This window comes from Helcococcus sp. KG196 (genome assembly GCF_046035495.1).
Taxonomy (GTDB): domain Bacteria; phylum Bacillota; class Clostridia; order Tissierellales; family Peptoniphilaceae; genus Helcococcus; species Helcococcus ovis.
In genome coordinates, this window is sequence record NZ_JBFNFI010000007.1 from 48,377 (window position 1) to 67,134 (window position 18,758).

Sequence of the window (18,758 nt, forward strand, 5' to 3'; positions counted from 1 at the left end):
TTTTAACATTATAAATATATTAAAAATAAAACCTTAGTAAAATTTTCATTATCTTTTAATCGCACTTCCTTTATTTATATATAAAATTAAATAAGGAGCACTTACAAAAATAATTTTGTAAATACTCCTTAAAATACTATTCATTTTTAGTTAAAATGTATTTATAAATAATTACAAGTATCAATCCTATAACTGATGTCATAATTATTGAACCACCCGGTTTAAGTTTTAAATAAAAAGCTCCTGTCAATCCTAAGAAAAAATAAACCATGCCTAATAAAATTGAAATTACTACCGTTTGCTTGTAATTTTTAGCAATTAACATCGCTGTTGCAACAGGTAAAACCATTAGTGATGAAATAATTAAAATCCCGGCTATTCTTGCAGAAAGAGCTATTGTAACCGCTAATAACAAAGTAAATAAATAATTATTTTGTTTAACTTTAACTCCGGATAATCTAGCACTCGTCGGGTCAACAGAAATAAACATCAAACCATAATAGGTATAAATAAATACAGCAATTACAATAATCGAAACTGAAAATATAATTAAAATGTCAGAAATTGTTATTGCTATTATTGAGCCAAATAAAAATGACTCAAAATTTTGTGCTGCAACTATAAAGTCTGACAATATAGATGCCAATCCAATACCACAACTCATAATAATAGCTGTAGCCATATCTCCATTTTTTGGAAATTTATTTCTAAGTGCTTCTATTGAAAATGCAGCTAATACGCTTATCACTATCCCGCCTATTATAGGGTTAAAACCTAGTAATATACCTAAAAATAATCCACTAAGAGTAGTATGTGATAATGCATCACCAATTGTTGATGTTTTTCTGTTTACAACTACCGTCCCAATAAGGGGGATTATTATAGATATAAAAAAACCAACTATAAATGCTCTTTGCATAAATACATAATTAAACATATTCTTTAATCTCTTTCTCTTTTAATATAAGTTTTCTATCAATTAATTTATCTGAAAAATCTAACTCATGTGTTACTAATATTATTGTAATATTATGAAATTTATGCAAATGATCTATTAATTCATAAAATACTTTCTTACTTTCCGCATCTACCCCTACAGTAGGTTCGTCAAAAATTAATAATTCCGGACTGTGTACCATTGCTTTTGCAATCATTACTCTTTGCTTTTGACCACCACTTAATTCATTAAAATTTTTATCAGCCAAATGTTCAATTTTAAATGAATGTAATACTTCCTCAACTAATTTCAAATGTCTTTTCTTTGGTAAATTGAATAAATTAAAATCATAATAAAAATTTAATAAAATCATCTCTCTAACAGAGATTGGAAAATTTGTTATATTATTTCTGTCAACTTGAGGGACATATCCAATTTTGCTCCATTCATTAAATGTATTTAATTCTTTGTTGAATATTTTAATACTCCCTGTATAATTTTTTAGTTCACCAATTAAAATTTTCAATAAAGTAGATTTACCACTACCATTATTTCCCATTAAACATATAAATTCATTTTCCTTAATATTAAAATTTATATTGCTTAAAACTTCAGTTTTCTCATAACTGAAACTTAAATCTTTTATTTCTATTATATTCATATTTACCTTCATTTATATAATCAGTTTTTTTGTTTTTCAAATGAATCTGCTAAATTTTTATAATTCATCTTCATTAAGCTAATATAATCATCTCCATTATCTATATCTTGCTGTGTTATTACTTCTAAAGTGGATATAGGTTTAACATCTCCACCGATTTCATTAGCAATAGCTTTTGCAATTTTATCACTCTTTTTATATTCGTAAAATACAGTACTAATATTATTTTTTTTCATTTCTTCAACTATTTCTTTTAATCTTGCTGCATTTGGTTCAGATACAGAATTAATTCCTTCAATAGCTACTTGATTTAATACCCCTCCGGTAACATAATTAAACGCAGCGTGAGGTGCTACAAAAGATTTTCCTTTATATTTAGCCAATAATTCATCATGTTCTTTTATTAATTTAAAAAATTCTTCATTATATTTTTTATAGTTATTTTCATAAAAATCTTTATTTTTAGGATCTAATTCTACAAATTTATCTTTAATTTTTTTCAACATTTTAATCGTATAACTAGGATTCATCCAAGTATGCGGATCATAATCAACTTTATTATCATTTTCGTTTTTCGATTTTGAATCCACATCTGAAACTTTAATTAATTCCATACCTTTTGATAAATTTAAAACTTTTAAATCACTTTGACTTTCTATAACTTGGTCTGCCCATCCTTCAAAACCTGCACCATTTATTATCAATAAGTCAGAATTATGTATATCTTGCATATCCTGTATATTTGGTTCATAAGAATGTGCGTCGCCTGTTTGAGTTAAATTTCTTAATTTTATTTTATCTCCACCAATTTTTTTAGCTAAATCATATGGAGGAAAAAATGAGGCTACTACTTTTAACTTTTTTTCTCCAAATGTATTTTTATTATTCCCAGCACAACCTACTAAAATAATTGAAAATACTAGAACTAATCCTAAAATTACTTTTTTCATATTATACTCCTTCACTCATTAAATGAGAATTATTATCATTAAAATTATAACTCATAATTGAAAAATGTCAAATATATAGTATAATCAATATGAGGTGGTCAAATGGATATTTTAAAAAATCATGGCTTAAAGTCAACTAAAACAAGATTAACAATATTAGAATTACTAGAAAAAAATTCGCCATTAAGTGCTGAACAAATTTATGAAAATTTAAAAGATGAAAAGATTAAAATCTCTTCTATATATAGAAATTTATCTACTTTTTTAGAGGCAGGATTAGTATTGAAATCAGTCGGTATGGACAATATTTCCTACTACCAACTTAATTCAAGTCATCACAAACATCAATTAATTTGTACAAACTGTAAAAAAACTATAATTATTGATGACTGCCCTATTCACAAAATTGAAAAGGAATTAGAAAAAAATACAGGATTTAAAATTACATCTCATAATTTTGAATTTTCAGGTATATGTGAAGATTGTCAAAAAAATATAAAATAAAATAGATAAAGGTATTGTTATAAACTAATAAAGTTTAATCACAATACCTTTTTATATTAATTAAAATTCTTCAACTTTATCCTTTAGTAAAGCTCTAATTTCATTAATATTATCCAGTGATAATACTTTTTGAACAAATTTTTCAGCTTCAGCTAAATTAGTATTATTAATTATGCTCTTTAATTTACCAATTTTAGCACTTACAACAGAAAATTCATCTAATCCCATACCTAATAATAAATAAGTAGCTAAACTATCTGAAGACATTGACCCACACATACCAGTCCACTTTCCTTCTTCATGTGAAGCATCAATAACTTGTTTTATAGCTCTTAATACAGCTGGATTAAAATAATCATATAAATGTGAAATCTTTTCATTTCCCCTGTCTGCCGCTAAAATATATTGTGTTAAGTCATTTGTACCTATACTAAAGAAGTCACAATACTTAATCAAATCTCTTGCCATAAATACAGATGCAGGTGTTTCTACCATGATACCAACTTGGATATCTTCATCATATTTTTTACCTTCTAATTTTAATTCTTGTTTATATGTTTCAATATATTCTTGAACTTTTTTAATTTCAGCAACACTTATAACCATAGGTAATAAAATCTTAACATTTCCATATGCACTTGACCTTAAAATAGCCCTTAACTGATCTCTCATTATGTCCACTTTATCAAATTGCACTCTAAGAGCTCTCCATCCTAAAAATGGATTTTCTTCTTTTGGAAATTCAAAATAACTTAATCCTTTATCTCCACCAATATCTAATGTTCTAATAATTAAAGGCATTCCTTCTAATTTTTCTGCAGCTTCTTTATATACTTCAAATTGTTTTTCTTCTGATGGAAATTCATCTGATTCCATATATAAAAATTCTGTTCTAAATAAACCAACTCCTCTAGCACCATGTTTTAGACCGGTTTTTAAATCTTCTAATCCACCAATGTTACATACTACTTCTAATTCTTTTCCATCAGTTGTCTTAGCTTCAGCAAATTTATATTTTTCAGCTATTGCTTTATCTTCTTTAATTATTTCAAATTTCTTCTTATAAGCATTTACCGTTTCTTCATCAGGATCTACAATTATTGTACCTTCAATAGCATCTAAAATTATAAATTGATCATTTTTTAATTTTGAAGTTATATCTTTCATCCCTACTATTGCAGGTATACCTAAAGTTTGAGCAATTATTGAAGAATGGCTTGTTTTACCACCTAAATCCATTGCCAACCCTAATACATGATCTTTGTCCATTGTAGACGTATCAGTAGGTGTTAATTCTTCAGAAACAATTATATAATCATCATCTAAAACTTGTAATGTATTAGGTTTTACACCTTTTAATTTATACATTACATTTTCTCCAAGATCTCTATAGTCCGCAGCCCTTTCTTTTAAATAGGCATCATCCATCATTTCAAATACCATAACCATCTCTTTTATGGTTGAATCTAAAGCATATTCTGAATTAATCAATTCACCTCTAATTTTATCAGAAGTTGTATCAATTAACGCCGGATCCGATGCAAGCTCAATATGTGCATCCCTAACTTCTTTTGCTGCCTGACTAGAAACTTCTCTATTTTCTAGTTCATATACATAATCATTTATAGCCTTTTGAACTTTTTCAATTTCTTCTTCAACTTTATCCTTTTCTATGGTATGTTTGCTTATTTCAAGATTAATTTTTTCAAATAAGTATACTTTTCCCATGGCAACGCCATCAGATGCCGCAATTCCTTTATATTTCATAATAATCTCCAATCAATTTTCATAAAAATAAAAGAGATACACAAGGCATCTCTTTTTTATGCAATTAGTCTGTTAAACTACCAATAAATTCAACAACTTTATCACAATTTTCTTCTTCATTTTCCCCTGTTACTCTAACTAATATTTCTGTATCCTTAGAAATACCTAATGACATTACACTAAATATACTCTTAGCATTTGCCACCTTTCCATCTTTTACAAGTTCAACTGTTCCTTCAATATTTTTTACAAATTGTACCAAAGCTGCTGCCGGTCTTGCGTGTAACCCTGTTTCATTTACTACAACAATCTTCTTTTCTACCATATTTTCCTCCTAAATTTGTTTTCTATTTAATTTTTTTGATAGTTTCTCTCTTCATGATTTCATGATTTAAATTAATTGATTCATTAAATTCTTCTTTATCTCTCAATATTTTAACCAATACTCTTACAGCAATTGCACCTATATCGTAATAAGGTAACCTTACTGTCGTTAATGATGGTTTAATTAATTCAGAAATATCGCTATTTCCAAATCCTGATATTGAAAAATCTTCTGGAATATTTATATTATTATCATAGCAATAGTGCATTAACCCAACAGCTAAGTTGTCACTTTCAGCAATTATTGCCGTAATATCATTTTTCTTAAGCTTATTATAATTTTTTTCTAAAAACTTATACCCGGCTTCAACCGTATCTTCATTAACACCAAATACCCAATTATCTAATTTATGTTTTTCTGTAGATTCAATATATCCACTTTCTTTTGATTCTGAAGAATGAAATGCTGTCTTTTCTCTTAAATATGCAATATTTTCATGACCATTATCAATCATGTATTCTGTCATATCACTCATTGCTTTCTTAAAGTCTATACTTACAGTCTTAAATTCATCAGGACTATAGAAAGTATCTAATAACATATATGGAATATCATGTTCTTTTATTAAATATAAAATTTCATTATTTATTTTTTCAGATATTACAATAATTCCTTCAACTTGTTTCGAGGATAAGAAGTCTACAGCTTTCTTTTGAATTTCAAAACTACCAAATGTAGAATACAAAAGTATATCATATTTGTACATTTTACCTATTTCATCAATACCTCTTAAGTATTGTGCCATATAGCTATACCCGATATCATCAAGTATAATACCAAGAGTGTTTGATCTTTTCATAACTAGAGATCTAGCTAATTCATTTGGCTTATAACCAAGTTTTGCTATAGCTTTATTAACCGCTTCAGTTTTATCGGGTGAAACTTTTCTTGTACCATTGATTACTCTAGATACTGTAGAAATAGAAACTCCCGCAAGATTTTTAACATCCTCCATAGTAGGTTTTCTAGACATAAAACCCTCCTTATATCCTTTTACTACATTGTAACACAAAAAACCTTTTCATACAATTTTTTATTTATTTGTTATACAATTTTCATTATTGCAAATAATTGCATCCATTTTTCTATTTTTTCTATGAACCATTAAATCACCACATTCTGCACATTTTTCTCCTGTTGGTTTATCCCAGGAAGCCCAATCACATTGAGGATAATTTTCACAGCCATAAAAAACTTTTCCTCTTTTTGAGATTTTTTCAATTATTTTTCCACCACATTTAGGACAGACTATACCCAATTCTTTTACAATGTTTTTAGTGAATGTACATTTAGGAAAATTAGAGCAACCAATAAAATCTCCATTTCTTCCTTTTTTATAAAGTAAGTCTTCTCCACATTCCGGACATTTTTCTCCAGTTGGTTTATCTTTAATTTCAAAATCTTTACTTGAATTTTCAGCTTTTTTCAACAGTTCATCAAATTTATCATAAAAATCTTTAATTAATTTTCTCCATTCAACATCTGATTCTTCAATTTTATCTAAACTATTTTCCATCTCAGCTGTAAAATCTTCATTTATTATCGTCTTGAAATATTGTAATAATAATTCAATAACGGTAAATCCTATTTCGGTAGGTACTAGTGATTTTTCTTCAAATTCAACATAATATCTACTCAATAAACTTTTAATTATTGATGAATAAGTCGAAGGTCTACCAATACCATTTTTTTCTAATTCCTTCACTAATGAAGCTTCTGTAAATCTAGCCTTTGGTTTTGTAAAATGCTTTTCCTTATTAATTTTAGATGCTGAAAATACATCTCCAATTTCAAAATTAGGAAGCTCAACTTTTTTATCAGCAATGGTCCAAACTTTTGAAAATCCATCAAAAGTAACTATCGAACCATTTGCTCTAAATAAAATACCATTGCTTTCAAAATCATATCTAGTAGATAAATATTTACTATCTTTCATTTGTGATGCAAGTGTTCTTTCCCATATTAATCTATATAATTTATATTGATCAGTAGTTAAATAATCTCTTATTTTTTCAGGTGTCCTATAAATTGATGAAACTCTTACAGCTTCATGGGCATCCTGTGAACCACTTTTCTTCTTATTATATGACCTTCCTTTTGAAGCATATTCTTTACCATAATTTTCATTAATATATGAAATTGCTTCATCAATTATCCCATTTGAAAGTCTTGTAGAATCTGTTCTCATATATGATATTAGTCCAACAGATCCTTCACCAACATTTATCCCTTCGTATAGTTGTTGTGCAACAGACATCGTTTTTGAAGTTGAAAAGTATATTCTTTTAGATGCTTCTTGTTGTAATGTTGATGTAGTAAAAGGTTCGTATGGTTTTCTACTTTTTTCCTTTACATCCTTATCAATAATCTTAAAATTGTCCTTATCTATTTTAGATATTATATTATCAACATCATTTTCATTAGTTAATTTAATATTTTTAATTTTATTATCTATATATTCTCCAATAAAATCCCCAGTGAAATCAATTTTGTTATGAGTTGCAACAAAATCTATACTCCAATATTCTTCTGGAATAAACTTTCTTATTTCATTTTCACGATCAATTATAAGTTTCAATGCAGCTGATTGAACTCTTCCTGCTGATAAACCGTTTTTAACTTTTTTCCATAAAATCGGAGAAAGTTTATAACCTACAATTCTATCAAGTATTCTTCTTGCTTGTTGTGCATCAACAAGATTTAAATCAATTGGACGTGGATGTTTGATTGCCTCTTTTACTGTTTCTTTTGTAATTTCCGGAAATACAACTCTATTTTTTTCTTTCAAATCTAAATCCAATAAAAATGCTAAATGCCATGCTATTGCTTCACCCTCTCTATCAGGATCAGATGCAAGATAAACATTATCTACTTTTTTTGCTTCTGCTTTTATTGCATTTATTGTTGAAGCTTTTCCTCTTACATTAATATATTCCGGTTCAAAATTGTTTTCAACATCTACACCCATCCTACTTTTTGGAAGATCTCTTAAATGCCCAACTGAAGCCATTATCTTATAATTTTTTCCTAAAAATTTTCCAATTGTTTTAGCCTTTGTAGGTGATTCTACAATAATTAAATTTTTAGCCACATTATCCTCCCATTATTTTACTACAAAAGTAATAATACCATAAATAATTTTAAATACAAATATTTAATTTAATGTATAAAAATCTTCTTTTACATTTAAAACTACATTTTTACTTTCTAATTCAAAAATTATTTTATATAATTCTCCAATATTAATTTTAGTTAGAATAGATATATTATTTATACTCAAAATATTACCACTCAAAACATTTATAACCTCTAAATGCTTATTTGAAAAGTTATAATTATCATTAATTATATTAATTTTATTTATTTCTTTTATAAATGGTATGTCTTCTAATATATCCAAGCCTGATTGAACCATTTTCGCTCCAAATTTAATCAGATTATTACAACCTTTAGAGTATTCACTGTTAATATTTCCGGGAACAACAAATAAATCTCTATTTTGTTCAATAGCGTATTTAGCTGTTATAAGCGATCCGCTTTTTTCAGCCGCTTGTACTATTAATGTTCCAAATGACAATCCGGAAATTATTCTATTTCTAAAAATAAAATTTTGTTTTTGAGGATTTGTAAATAATGGAAATTCTGAAATTAATAATTCATTTTGCATTTTATCATATAAATAATTATTTGATTTAGGATATCTAATTTCCAAGGATGAGGCTAAAATTCCTATTGTAGGGATATTATTTTCAATTGCCGTATTATGGGCACATGCATCAATCCCGGTTGCCATACCAGATACTATACATATATCATGTCCTGTCAATTCTGTAATTATTTTTTTAGTCGCCCATAAACCATATTCTGTAGGTTTTCTGGTGCCTACAACAGCTAAACAATTATTAAAATTAATATTTCTATTCCCTTTATAATAAATTATTGCCGGAGCATTATAAATATTTCTTAATCTATCGGGATAATTTTCATCTAAAATTGTTACATATTTTATTCCGGAAATTTCCAATTTATATTTATAGTCCTCTAGACTAAATTTTTTAAAATTTAATTTAATATTGTTTTTTTCTTTATCAGTTAAAAATAAGAGCTTATCAATATTTTCAAACCTAATCTCTGAAAATGTATTAAGAAGCCCCTCACTTATAAAATTTCTGATTCTCAAATTATTAATATTTAATATATTTAAAAATAAAATTATGTCTTTATATGAATTCATAGTCACCTCAAAATGCATTTATAATATGGTTAATTTTTTTCCTTTGCCAATAACATTCAATTATGTCAAATCTCAAATTATAATCATATAAATTATTTTGATCTATATAATATAGAGCTATTGTTTTTAATTTTTTAATTTTCCTATAATCTACAGCTTGAGATGCATGTAAAACATCACTATTTTTTCTAGTTTTAACTTCGACAATTACTATCGTCATATTTTTAATTGCAATTATATCTACTTCTGCGAATTTAGTAGCATAATTTCTCTCTAGTATTTTATAATCATTTTTTATTAAATATCTACAGGCTATTTCCTCGCCCAGTTTTCCCATTAGCTTGTTCATAATATTTTTTCATAAAGGATTTCCTATGGATATCCGTAATACCATTAGAATCTATTACTTCATAATGTTTTTTTGTGCCATAACCTTTATGTGCTTCAAACATATATTCAGGATATTTTTTTGAATATTCAATCATCATATCATCTCTATAAATTTTAGCTAATATCGATGCACAAGATATCTCATAAACTAAATCATCACCCGATATAATCCCTATTTGGTCAATATCTGAATCAATTAACTCCGCATCAATAAGTATAAGATTTGCTTTAATATGATTTCCATCTTTATCTTTCATATTTTCAACAGCATTTTTCATAGCTAAAAGACTTGCTTGTCTGATATTTATTTCGTCAATAACATAATTATCTACTACTCCATATCCTACTGCAATAGCATTTTCAAATATGTCTTTAGCAAGTAATCTCCTTTTCTTATCTGTAAGTTTTTTAGAGTCTTTCACTCCTTCTATATGATTCTCACCCATTATTACAGCACAACTAACAACTGGTCCGGCAATTGGCCCTCTTCCAACCTCATCAACACCACATATATTTGTATAGTTTTTTGATTTTTCAATTAAAATATCTAGCTGATCTCTCTTTAGTTTAATTTTCATATACCCTCATTATACATCATATTTTATAAATGAAACTGTCATTATTATTACATTTTATTAATATCTTTAATTTCTAAATTATCTTCTACTCTTTCAAGTGTAATTCTGTCAATTCTAACTTTTCTAAAGTCATCAAAAATTATATTTGAAACCTTAAAATAGTCAATTTCACTTCCTCTTTGAATTGCTCCAAACTTTATGGCAATTTTATCCATTATTTCCAAAGCTGGAAGCGACGGATCCACTTCATATCTTTTCTGTAAACTCCTTGGAGATATTTCTTGTAATTTTTTTATAAATTCAAAACATAAATCCTCAATTTCTAATATTTCATCCTTAATAGCACCTGTAAATGCCAAATTTTTACCACCATCATGTAATTCTAATTTTGGCCATAAAACACCCGGCGTATCCAAAAGCATTAAGTCACTATTTGTTTTAATCCATTGATTTGTACGAGTTACCCCCGGTCTATTTCCAACCTTGGTTCCTTTTCTCATAGAAATATTATTTATAAATGTTGATTTTCCAACATTGGGTATCCCTACAACCATCATTCTTATAGTTGTATCTTTTATATTTTTTTCCTTACGCTTTTCAAATAATTTTGTTAATGATTTTCTTGCAGTTTTATATAATTCATTTGTTTTTTTATCTTTAGTTGAGTTATATTCTATAACTTCTATTCCTCTATCATTAAAATATTTTATCCACTTTTTAGTTTCAAAAGGATTTGACATATCTACTTTATTTAAAATAATTAGCCTTGGAAAATCCTTGATTATATCATCAATAACAGGATTTCTTGAACTTATCGGTATTCTTGAATCGACAATTTCCGCAACTATATCAACCAATTTTAATGATTCTCTTATTTTATCAAGAGATTTTTTCATATGCCCCGGATACCAGTTAATTTGCATATTACCTCCTTGTATAAAAAAAGGTCAGACAAATGTCTAACCTAAATCTTAGTAATCTGTTTTTTCTTTCAATTTAGCAGCTTTACCAATTCTATTTCTTAAGTAGAATAATCTAGCTCTTCTTGCTTTACCATGTCTTACTACTTTTATATTTTCAACTCTTGGTGAATGAATTAAGAATGTTCTTTCTACACCAACTCCGTAAGCAAGTCTTCTTACTGTGAATGTACTTCTAACACCTTCTCCTTGAATTTTAATAATTGTTCCTTCAAACATTTGAATTCTTTCTCTTGAACCTTCTTTAATTCTATAATCTACTTTTACATAATCACCAACAAGAATTTCTGGTAAAGAGTCTTTCTTTTGTTCTTCTTCTAATTGTCTTATGATTTCCATAACTATTCCTTTCTTATACTTTCAATATATTTTTCATATAAATCCGGTCTTTTTTTCTTAGTATTTTCAATACTACTTTTAATTTGCCATTCTTCAATTAATTTATGATTTCCCGAAAATAAAACTTCCGGAACCTTGTATCCTAAATATTCTCTAGGTCTAGTAAAATGATCATGTTGTAATAAAATATTGTAATGTGAATCTGTTTTATATGATAGATCATTTCCAAGTACATCGTCTATGAGTCTTGTAACTGCATCAATTAAAACCATAGCAGGTATTTCTCCTCCTGTTAAAACATAATCTCCAATAGATATTTCATAATCGACAAAATTATTTATAACTCTTGAATCAATTCCTTCATAATGCCCACAAAGTAAAATCAAATGACTTTCTTTTGATAAATCAATTGCGATCCCTTGATTTAATACCTTTCCTTGAGGACTTAAAAATATCACCTTACAATCTTCTGTTCTGACACTTTCAATCGCATCTACAACCGGCTGCATTGTCATAAGCATGCCTGCAGATCCCCCATATACTTCATCATCAACTTTATTATGTTTATTTTTTGAAAATCTTCTAATATCAATAGTGTTTATTTCTATAATATTATTTTCAACTGCTTTTCCAATAACTCCATAAACTTTTAAAAAATCAAAAGTATTTGGAAATAAAGTTAAAATATCAATTTTCATTACATTCCTTCTATAAGTTTTACAACAATTTTTCTATTATCTAAATCAACTGATAAAATAAACTCCTTTACTGCCGGTATCATAATTTCATGATCCTTGCTTTTAACAATATATATATCGTTAACATCATATTTAAGCACATCTTTTATTACTCCAATTTTATGATTATCCTGATTATAAACTTCCATATCAATTAACTCATTAATATAATATTCATCATCATCTAAACCTATCATATCACCTTCATTAATAAATATATCTTTATCCTTAAATTTCAATACTTTGTTTATATTATTAAAACCTTTTAATGTGATCATTACATTATCTTTGTGTTTTCTAACTTTTTCAATACTATACTCAATATTATCATTTCCGATATAATATGGAATATCTCTATCAAAACTTTCAACACCTGTTTTTGAGATTTTAAGCTCTCCTTTAATCCCATGTGTATTTATGATTTTACCAACTTTAATTTTGTTCATTATTTGCATCAATCACTAAATTTACTTTCTTTTGCTCTTTAATAGCACATGCCTTTAATATAGATCTTATTGAATTTGCAATCTTACCTTGCTTACCAATAATCTTTCCCATATCATCCGCATTTACCAATAATTTAATATCTACTATACCTTCATTTATTTCAGTAATTACTTTAACATCTTCAGGATTAGTAACTAATACTTTAGCAATATATTCTACTATTTCATTCATTTTATTATCCAAATTACTCTGCTGATTCTTCAACTTCTTCTGCAGCTGCTGCTTCAGCTTCTGCCTTAGCCTTTGCTTCAGCTTCTGCTTTTTCTCTAGCTATTCTTCTTTCTTCTGCTTCTTTAGCTCTTTTTTCAGCTTCTGCTTTCTTCTTTTCTTCTACTTTTTTAGCTAAATCTTCAAAGTCTGTTTTTAATAATCTAGCTACTGTTGTTGTTGGTTTTGCACCTACGCCCATCCAGTATTGTACTCTTTCACTATCAATTTTAAATACTTTTGGTTCTGAAATTGGATTATAGTATCCGATTTCTTCTATGAATTTACCATCTCTTGGTGATCTTTCATCTGCTACAACTATTCTGTAGAAAGGTCTTTTCTTAGCACCTAATCTTTTCATTCTAATTTTTACTGCCATATTTTTCCTCCATGTTTTTAAAAGAATGGGAATCTCTTTTTCCCTTTTTTCATTTTTTTGTTCATAACACCCATTTTTTTCATCATTTTTTTAGTGTCATCAAACTGTTTAAGTAATTTATTTACTTCTCCAATATTTGTACCTGAACCATTTGCGATTCTTTTCTTTCTAGAATTATCAATAATATTAGGTTTTTCACGTTCATCATTTGTCATTGACCTAATAATCGCCTCAATTCTATCTATTGCCTTTGTATCAAAATTCATACCCTTTAATGCTTTAGCATTTACTCCAGGTATCATTTTTAATAATTCTTCTAAAGGACCCATATTTCTCATCTGAGAAATTTGTGAAAGAAAATCATTGAAATCAAAAGATTGATTTCTTAATTTTTCTTCAAGTTCTTTTGCTTTTTCCTTATCTAATGCTTGTTCGGCTTTTTCAATAAGTGATAATACATCACCCATACCTAATATTCTTGATACTAATCTATCCGGATGGAATTGTTCCAAATCTCCCATCGTTTCACCAGTACCAATAAACTTTATTGGTTTTTCCGTAACCGCTCTAATTGAAAGTGCAGCACCACCTCTTGTATCCCCATCAAGCTTTGTCATAAGGATACCTGTAATATCAATTTGCTCATTGAATGATTTAGCAACATTAACAGCATCTTGACCGGTCATTGAATCAACTACTAATAAAGTTTCTGTAACTTCAACATTTTCCTTAATTGCTTTTAATTCATGCATTAATTCATCATCAATATGAAGTCTACCAGCCGTATCTATAATAACCACATCATTACCATTTTTCTTTGCTTCTTCAATACCGCATTTTGCAATTTCTACAGGATCAATTTTACCTAAAGAAAAAACAGGTACTTCAACTTTTTGTCCGACAACTTTTAACTGCTCAATAGCTGCTGGTCTATATATATCTCCTGCAACAAGTAATGGTTTCTTGTTTTTTTTCTTTAGTAAAAGAGCTAATTTGCCTGTTTGAGTTGTTTTACCAGCACCTTGTAAACCTACCATCATAATTACTGTAGGTAATTTTGATGAAAATTTAAGTTCCTGATTATTATCACTCATCAAGTTAATTAATTCTTCATTAACAATTTTTACAACCATCTGTCCAGGAGTTAAACTCTGCATAACATCAGCACCTAAAGCTCTCTCTTTAACTTTTTGTACAAAACTTTTAACAACCTTAAAGTTTACATCAGCTTCAAGTAAAGCCAATCTAATTTCTCTCATTGCTGTATCAATATCTTTTTCAGTAAGTTTTCCCTTACCTCTAAGATTACTCATAAGGTTTTGTAGTCTATCCGATAAATTTTCAAACATTTAGCACATCCTATTTTAATTTTGTTTTAATTTGAAAAATCAAATCAATGTATTTTGAATATTCTTCATCATCGAGATCATTAATCAAATTTTTTTCTAATCTATCAACAAGCTCACTCAGTTCATTTGATCTTTTATACATGCCTATGCCTTTCTCAAAATCCAATAAAGCTTTTTCTGAACGCTTAATTGTTTCAGAAATGCTTTGCTTAGACACACCTTGAATATCAGCAATTTCAGTCAAAGATAAATCTTCTAAATAATGCATTTCGATAGATTCTGCTTGTTTATCTGTAAGTAATTTTCCATAGTATTCATATAGAATACTAATAACTACATTTTTTTCCATTTACTCTCCTGTCAAGGTTTTTCATTGACACTAAATATAATAGCAAAATCAATAGTTTATGTCAAATTTTATTTAATATATTTCATAATAAATTATACAGGAAAAATTTATTACAATTCGTATCTATACTTGTTTATATTATAGTAGCTTCAGGAAAAATAAATAATACACTATCTATTATAGAATTTAATAAAACTTATACACAAAATCATTTACATTTTTAACGATAAAAGAGAATTATAAACTTTAAGCTCTAATTTTCTTAATTTGTTACTTTAAATCTTACCCAACATTACTTTTAAATTATGGGTAGTTGATAAAGAACCTAAAAATGAGTTTAAAATTAAAAAGAGATAGAAAATTTAATCTCTATCCCTCTTGTTAAAACAAAATTATATATCTAAATTCCATCTTCAAATTCATCTGAGTCATCTTCTATTTCAACTATCTCAAATTTTTTAATTGATTCTTTTCCTGATTCTAAAATTTCATTAACTAACAAATCTATATTATCATTTTGAGTAGTAATAGCTGTAAATAACATCGCAAAATTTAATCCTGCAAGTACTCGTGTGTTTTCATTACTACCAAAATTCATAACTGAGCGATTAAAAGGAGTACCTCCCATTAAATCAGTAATTATAATTATATGGTCGTAATTAGAAAATGAATTATACGCTTCAACAAGTTTTTTATCTATGGTTTCAAAATTTTCACCTTCAAGAAAATTTACATTTTTAACATTTTCAAATTTTCCGGCAATCATTTCTATTGTGGATAAAATACCCTCTGAAAATTTCCCGTGTGCTGTAACTAAGACAGCTGTTGATTTACTCATTAGAATATTCCAATCCAGGCACCAAATAACCCTAACACAAATAGGAATATGATACCATATACTGGCGATAATTTCTTCTTTGCTATAAAGAAATACATCAACATAACCAAACCTAAATCAATTATATTCGGAATAATACCATCTAGTATTTTTTGAACATTAATTTTTGAATCAACCTCATTTTCTTTTTGGAATACTAATTCTGATGTTCCGTTTTTTAAATCAGTGATAGTCGTATCTGGTTTTAATGTCTTTTTATCATCTTTATATAAATATTTCTCAAAGTCTGAAATTTTGTCATTTGAAACTACTGTTTTAATTTCCTGCTTAACTAATTTCTTACCGTTTGGAATTTCGTATTTGGTTTTAATACCACCATATAAAACTGTTAAAGCTCCTACAATTATAACACCCAAAATTGATGCAGCTCTTGTAAATTCTTTAGCATTTTGTGTAAATAAATCAATAGCTTCAACACCCTTCTTATATGACCAGTACATTAACCAATATCTCAAACCAAATTGAGCTAAATTAAATACTAATAGGAATAAGAATGGAGCAATTATTTGTCCACTTAAAGCCATATTTGATGTGATACCAGCTAAAATTGGAACCAATGTAAACCAAAATAGTGCATCACCGATACCACCTAATGGTCCCATTGCCGCAACCCTAACAGCACGAATTGTATCAATATCTTGTTTATTTTGTTCTAATGACAATACAATACCCATTACAAATGTTACTAAAAATGGATGTGTATTAAAAAACTCTAAATTGTGTGTCATTGATTTTGACAAATCATCTTTATTTGTATGAATCTTTTCTAATCCGGGTAAAATACTATACAACCATCCTGCTGCTTGCATTCTTTCAAAGTTAAAAGATGCTTGTAAGAATAGTGATCTCCATACCATTTTATTTAATGTTTTATTATCAAGATTAGGAGCAACATTTGTGTCTACATAATGATTACTTTGATTATATTCCATCTTCATCTCCTCCCATTACTTGAGTATTTTTCACTTTAGTTTGAATTTGATAATCCCAATAAGAAACTGCAAAACCAATTAATGAGATTAACAATAATCCTGGAGCTTGTAGAGAAGGTATTGCATTAACAACTATTGCAATAGCAAAACCAAGGAAAAAGAATCCCCATAGTTCTTTTGAAAGCATAACTTTTAATAAAATTGCAAAACCAACGAATCTCATCATCTTACCTGCAACTCCCAAACCAACTTTTGACCATTCAGGTAATGCTCCCGCTACATTTTTACCAAATTCTGCACCAGCTACAAAGAATGCTAAAACTATCAAACCAAATATAGTACCTAAAATTGCCATAGACAAGTAGTTAACATGTGAAATCCCCTTTGGATTAGCATTTTCAGCATGTTTGTCAGCAACTTTCATAATAGGTGCCATAAGTGTAAATACAACATTAACAGCCTGTTGTCCTAAAACCGCAAAAGGATATGCTGCCGCTACTGCTGCTGTTGGTTCTAATTTTGATGTTACAGCAAATACTGTAGCCATAATACCACCTATTACTGCATTTGGTGGTTGTGCTCCACCGACAGGCATACTACCAATTTGAATCAATTGAAATGTTGCACCAACTGTCAAACCTGTTTGTACATCACCCAATATAGCACCGATAACAGGTCCTGTCACTATTGGTTGATATAGTGATTCCAAGAAACTAAATTGGTCTATAGCAGCAATAAAGGTTACTAAAAATACCAATAGAATCTGGATTATATTATATTCCATGATACCTCCTATAAATTATTTAAATAATTTTTCTGTACTTTCAGATTGCTCTTGAGGAACCTTTCTGATTTCCAATTCCACTCCACGTTCTTTTAGTTTTCTAAAAGCTTCAACATCAGCATCATCAACACATACAGCTGTAGCTACTTGTCTTTTTCCTTCAGCCATATGCATATTTCCAATGTTTACTTTAGTTATAGGAACCCCTCCTTCCACTAATCTAAGAACATCTTGTGGATTTTCACATATTATAAAGATCTTTTGTTTAGGAGATGCTTTATCAATAATACTAATTGTTTTTTCAATTGAAAAGTATCTTGTAGCGACACCATTTGGTGCAGCCATATCCATAAGACCTTGTCTCATTTTATTAGTTGAAACTTCATCATTTGCAACTAATAACAAGTTTGCTCCGACAACATTCGTCCATTGTGTAGCAACTTGACCGTGTATCATTCTGTTATCTATTCTTGTTAATAATATATTTGGCATCTTCATTCTCCTTACTCTTTAATTTCCCTTATACTAAATCTGTCCGCTGTAATTATAACATTTTTTGCTATTTCAATATCAACATCTTTTTCGCCTACTCTTGTTAATGTACCGTAAATACCATTATTTAACATTATTCTAACCCCAGGCTTTATCGATTCATGTAATTTTTTATAATATTGCCTTGATTTTTTTAAATTTAATATATTAAAAATTTGAATAATTGCAAATATAATTAATATAAAAACTATAAAAACTATTGAGGACGCATAAATCTGATCCCACATATATCCTCCTTCTTATTAAGATTTCGTTTTCCTATTTTCTAAAAAATAATATGTAATATACTATTACTTTAGGATTCCCCTGTTTACATAAGTATATTACATATTTTTTATT

Annotated in this window: 23 protein-coding genes and 1 pseudogene; 1 reads left to right on the forward strand and 23 read right to left on the reverse strand. The window is 27.9% G+C overall.

From position 1 onward, the window contains the following. Positions 1-136: 136 nt before the first annotated feature. From ABGF45_RS04335 to ABGF45_RS04345, 3 genes are read right to left on the reverse strand one after another with little or no spacing between them, the layout of a single operon-like run. Positions 137-937, reverse strand: coding sequence for a metal ABC transporter permease (locus tag ABGF45_RS04335; protein WP_134744213.1), 801 nt, complete (start codon positions 935-937; stop codon positions 137-139). Further along, the gene (locus tag ABGF45_RS04340) at positions 930-1,598 is read right to left on the reverse strand and encodes a metal ABC transporter ATP-binding protein (RefSeq protein ID WP_134711632.1); all 669 of its coding nucleotides are present in this window, start codon (positions 1,596-1,598) and stop codon (positions 930-932) included. The genes ABGF45_RS04335 and ABGF45_RS04340 overlap by 8 nt, the downstream gene beginning before the upstream one ends. A 20-nt stretch (positions 1,599-1,618) precedes the next feature. After that, positions 1,619-2,548, reverse strand: a complete 930-nt coding sequence (locus ABGF45_RS04345; RefSeq protein ID WP_134744214.1) for a metal ABC transporter solute-binding protein, Zn/Mn family — start codon at positions 2,546-2,548, stop codon at positions 1,619-1,621. A 102-nt stretch (positions 2,549-2,650) separates the two neighbouring features. Between ABGF45_RS04345 and ABGF45_RS04350 the strand changes: the two genes are divergently transcribed. Beyond that, positions 2,651-3,052 carry a Fur family transcriptional regulator gene (locus tag ABGF45_RS04350; RefSeq protein WP_134711630.1) on the forward strand — a complete coding sequence of 134 codons (402 nt, stop codon included), beginning with the start codon at positions 2,651-2,653 and terminating at the stop codon, positions 3,050-3,052. A 60-nt stretch (positions 3,053-3,112) separates the two neighbouring features. On the opposite strand, the gene ptsP is transcribed toward ABGF45_RS04350, so the two are convergent. The 20 genes and pseudogenes from ptsP to yajC form a co-directional block, all read right to left on the reverse strand. After that, positions 3,113-4,819, reverse strand: coding sequence for a phosphoenolpyruvate--protein phosphotransferase (ptsP, locus tag ABGF45_RS04355; RefSeq protein ID WP_245151223.1), 1,707 nt, complete (start codon positions 4,817-4,819; stop codon positions 3,113-3,115). Positions 4,820-4,883: 64 nt separating this feature from the next. Continuing rightward, entirely contained in the window at positions 4,884-5,144 is a 261-nt protein-coding gene (locus ABGF45_RS04360) for an HPr family phosphocarrier protein (protein WP_134711629.1), read from the reverse strand. 22 nt (positions 5,145-5,166) lie between these two features. Next, positions 5,167-6,177, reverse strand: coding sequence for a LacI family DNA-binding transcriptional regulator (locus tag ABGF45_RS04365; RefSeq protein WP_134711628.1), 1,011 nt, complete (start codon positions 6,175-6,177; stop codon positions 5,167-5,169). Positions 6,178-6,237: 60 nt separating this feature from the next. Then, a complete protein-coding gene (gene topA / locus ABGF45_RS04370; protein ID WP_134744215.1) occupies positions 6,238-8,295 on the reverse strand; it encodes a type I DNA topoisomerase in 2,058 nt (685 codons plus the stop codon). A gap of 63 nt (positions 8,296-8,358) precedes the next feature. Then, the gene (gene dprA / locus ABGF45_RS04375) at positions 8,359-9,438 is read right to left on the reverse strand and encodes a DNA-processing protein DprA (RefSeq protein WP_167554073.1); all 1,080 of its coding nucleotides are present in this window, start codon (positions 9,436-9,438) and stop codon (positions 8,359-8,361) included. Positions 9,439-9,445: 7 nt separating this feature from the next. Next, positions 9,446-9,775 (reverse strand): YraN family protein, encoded by a 330-nt coding sequence (locus ABGF45_RS04380; protein WP_209021602.1) that lies wholly within the window; start codon positions 9,773-9,775, stop codon positions 9,446-9,448. Next, positions 9,744-10,406, reverse strand: a complete 663-nt coding sequence (locus ABGF45_RS04385) for a ribonuclease HII (protein ID WP_134711624.1) — start codon at positions 10,404-10,406, stop codon at positions 9,744-9,746. The genes ABGF45_RS04380 and ABGF45_RS04385 overlap by 32 nt, the downstream gene beginning before the upstream one ends. 47 nt (positions 10,407-10,453) lie before the next feature. After that, on the reverse strand, positions 10,454-11,329 hold the full coding sequence (ylqF, locus tag ABGF45_RS04390) for a ribosome biogenesis GTPase YlqF (RefSeq protein WP_134711623.1): 876 nt from the start codon (positions 11,327-11,329) through the stop codon (positions 10,454-10,456). 48 nt (positions 11,330-11,377) lie between these two features. After that, positions 11,378-11,725, reverse strand: a complete 348-nt coding sequence (gene rplS / locus ABGF45_RS04395) for a 50S ribosomal protein L19 (RefSeq protein ID WP_134711622.1) — start codon at positions 11,723-11,725, stop codon at positions 11,378-11,380. Between the two features lie 2 nt (positions 11,726-11,727). Further along, positions 11,728-12,423, reverse strand: coding sequence for a tRNA (guanosine(37)-N1)-methyltransferase TrmD (gene trmD, locus ABGF45_RS04400; protein ID WP_134711621.1), 696 nt, complete (start codon positions 12,421-12,423; stop codon positions 11,728-11,730). Beyond that, positions 12,423-12,908, reverse strand: a complete 486-nt coding sequence (gene rimM, locus ABGF45_RS04405) for a ribosome maturation factor RimM (RefSeq protein WP_167620364.1) — start codon at positions 12,906-12,908, stop codon at positions 12,423-12,425. The genes trmD and rimM overlap by 1 nt, the downstream gene beginning before the upstream one ends. Then, the gene (locus tag ABGF45_RS04410) at positions 12,895-13,140 is read right to left on the reverse strand and encodes a KH domain-containing protein (protein ID WP_134711619.1); all 246 of its coding nucleotides are present in this window, start codon (positions 13,138-13,140) and stop codon (positions 12,895-12,897) included. Before ABGF45_RS04410 ends, rimM begins: the two co-directional genes overlap by 14 nt. 184 nt (positions 13,141-13,324) lie before the next feature. Continuing rightward, positions 13,325-13,555, reverse strand: a pseudogene (gene rpsP, locus ABGF45_RS04415) (30S ribosomal protein S16); the annotation flags it as partial. 17 nt (positions 13,556-13,572) lie between these two features. Then, on the reverse strand, positions 13,573-14,904 hold the full coding sequence (gene ffh / locus ABGF45_RS04420) for a signal recognition particle protein (protein ID WP_134711617.1): 1,332 nt from the start codon (positions 14,902-14,904) through the stop codon (positions 13,573-13,575). A gap of 10 nt (positions 14,905-14,914) precedes the next feature. Further along, a complete protein-coding gene (gene ylxM / locus ABGF45_RS04425) occupies positions 14,915-15,253 on the reverse strand; it encodes a YlxM family DNA-binding protein (protein WP_134711616.1) in 339 nt (112 codons plus the stop codon). A 400-nt stretch (positions 15,254-15,653) separates the two neighbouring features. After that, entirely contained in the window at positions 15,654-16,091 is a 438-nt protein-coding gene (locus tag ABGF45_RS04430; protein ID WP_134711615.1) for a PTS sugar transporter subunit IIA, read from the reverse strand. Beyond that, positions 16,091-17,083, reverse strand: a complete 993-nt coding sequence (locus tag ABGF45_RS04435; protein ID WP_134711614.1) for a PTS system mannose/fructose/sorbose family transporter subunit IID — start codon at positions 17,081-17,083, stop codon at positions 16,091-16,093. Before ABGF45_RS04435 ends, ABGF45_RS04430 begins: the two co-directional genes overlap by 1 nt. Then, entirely contained in the window at positions 17,073-17,867 is a 795-nt protein-coding gene (locus ABGF45_RS04440; RefSeq protein WP_134711613.1) for a PTS sugar transporter subunit IIC, read from the reverse strand. Before ABGF45_RS04440 ends, ABGF45_RS04435 begins: the two co-directional genes overlap by 11 nt. Before the next feature lie 15 nt (positions 17,868-17,882). Continuing rightward, positions 17,883-18,359: a PTS galactosamine transporter subunit IIB gene (gene agaB / locus ABGF45_RS04445; RefSeq protein ID WP_134711612.1), complete on the reverse strand. Its 477-nt coding sequence runs from the start codon at positions 18,357-18,359 to the stop codon at positions 17,883-17,885. Between the two features lie 11 nt (positions 18,360-18,370). Beyond that, positions 18,371-18,646 carry a preprotein translocase subunit YajC gene (gene yajC / locus ABGF45_RS04450; RefSeq protein WP_134744218.1) on the reverse strand — a complete coding sequence of 92 codons (276 nt, stop codon included), beginning with the start codon at positions 18,644-18,646 and terminating at the stop codon, positions 18,371-18,373. Between the last annotated feature and the right edge of the window lie 112 nt (positions 18,647-18,758).

Coding starts and splice junctions, on each gene's coding strand:
- ABGF45_RS04335 (WP_134744213.1), bottom strand. CDS start 937: ATGTTTAATTATGTATTTATGCAAAGAGCATTTATAGTTGGTTTTTTT.
- ABGF45_RS04340 (WP_134711632.1), bottom strand. CDS start 1,598: ATGAATATAATAGAAATAAAAGATTTAAGTTTCAGTTATGAGAAAACT.
- ABGF45_RS04345 (WP_134744214.1), bottom strand. CDS start 2,548: ATGAAAAAAGTAATTTTAGGATTAGTTCTAGTATTTTCAATTATTTTA.
- ABGF45_RS04350 (WP_134711630.1), top strand. CDS start 2,651: ATGGATATTTTAAAAAATCATGGCTTAAAGTCAACTAAAACAAGATTA.
- ptsP (WP_245151223.1), bottom strand. CDS start 4,819: ATGAAATATAAAGGAATTGCGGCATCTGATGGCGTTGCCATGGGAAAA.
- ABGF45_RS04360 (WP_134711629.1), bottom strand. CDS start 5,144: ATGGTAGAAAAGAAGATTGTTGTAGTAAATGAAACAGGGTTACACGCA.
- ABGF45_RS04365 (WP_134711628.1), bottom strand. CDS start 6,177: ATGTCTAGAAAACCTACTATGGAGGATGTTAAAAATCTTGCGGGAGTT.
- dprA (WP_167554073.1), bottom strand. CDS start 9,438: ATGAATTCATATAAAGACATAATTTTATTTTTAAATATATTAAATATT.
- ABGF45_RS04380 (WP_209021602.1), bottom strand. CDS start 9,775: ATGGGAAAACTGGGCGAGGAAATAGCCTGTAGATATTTAATAAAAAAT.
- ABGF45_RS04385 (WP_134711624.1), bottom strand. CDS start 10,406: ATGAAAATTAAACTAAAGAGAGATCAGCTAGATATTTTAATTGAAAAA.
- ylqF (WP_134711623.1), bottom strand. CDS start 11,329: ATGCAAATTAACTGGTATCCGGGGCATATGAAAAAATCTCTTGATAAA.
- rplS (WP_134711622.1), bottom strand. CDS start 11,725: ATGGAAATCATAAGACAATTAGAAGAAGAACAAAAGAAAGACTCTTTA.
- trmD (WP_134711621.1), bottom strand. CDS start 12,423: ATGAAAATTGATATTTTAACTTTATTTCCAAATACTTTTGATTTTTTA.
- rimM (WP_167620364.1), bottom strand. CDS start 12,908: ATGAACAAAATTAAAGTTGGTAAAATCATAAATACACATGGGATTAAA.
- ABGF45_RS04410 (WP_134711619.1), bottom strand. CDS start 13,140: ATGAATGAAATAGTAGAATATATTGCTAAAGTATTAGTTACTAATCCT.
- ffh (WP_134711617.1), bottom strand. CDS start 14,904: ATGTTTGAAAATTTATCGGATAGACTACAAAACCTTATGAGTAATCTT.
- ylxM (WP_134711616.1), bottom strand. CDS start 15,253: ATGGAAAAAAATGTAGTTATTAGTATTCTATATGAATACTATGGAAAA.
- ABGF45_RS04430 (WP_134711615.1), bottom strand. CDS start 16,091: ATGAGTAAATCAACAGCTGTCTTAGTTACAGCACACGGGAAATTTTCA.
- ABGF45_RS04435 (WP_134711614.1), bottom strand. CDS start 17,083: ATGGAATATAATCAAAGTAATCATTATGTAGACACAAATGTTGCTCCT.
- ABGF45_RS04440 (WP_134711613.1), bottom strand. CDS start 17,867: ATGGAATATAATATAATCCAGATTCTATTGGTATTTTTAGTAACCTTT.
- agaB (WP_134711612.1), bottom strand. CDS start 18,359: ATGCCAAATATATTATTAACAAGAATAGATAACAGAATGATACACGGT.
- yajC (WP_134744218.1), bottom strand. CDS start 18,646: ATGTGGGATCAGATTTATGCGTCCTCAATAGTTTTTATAGTTTTTATA.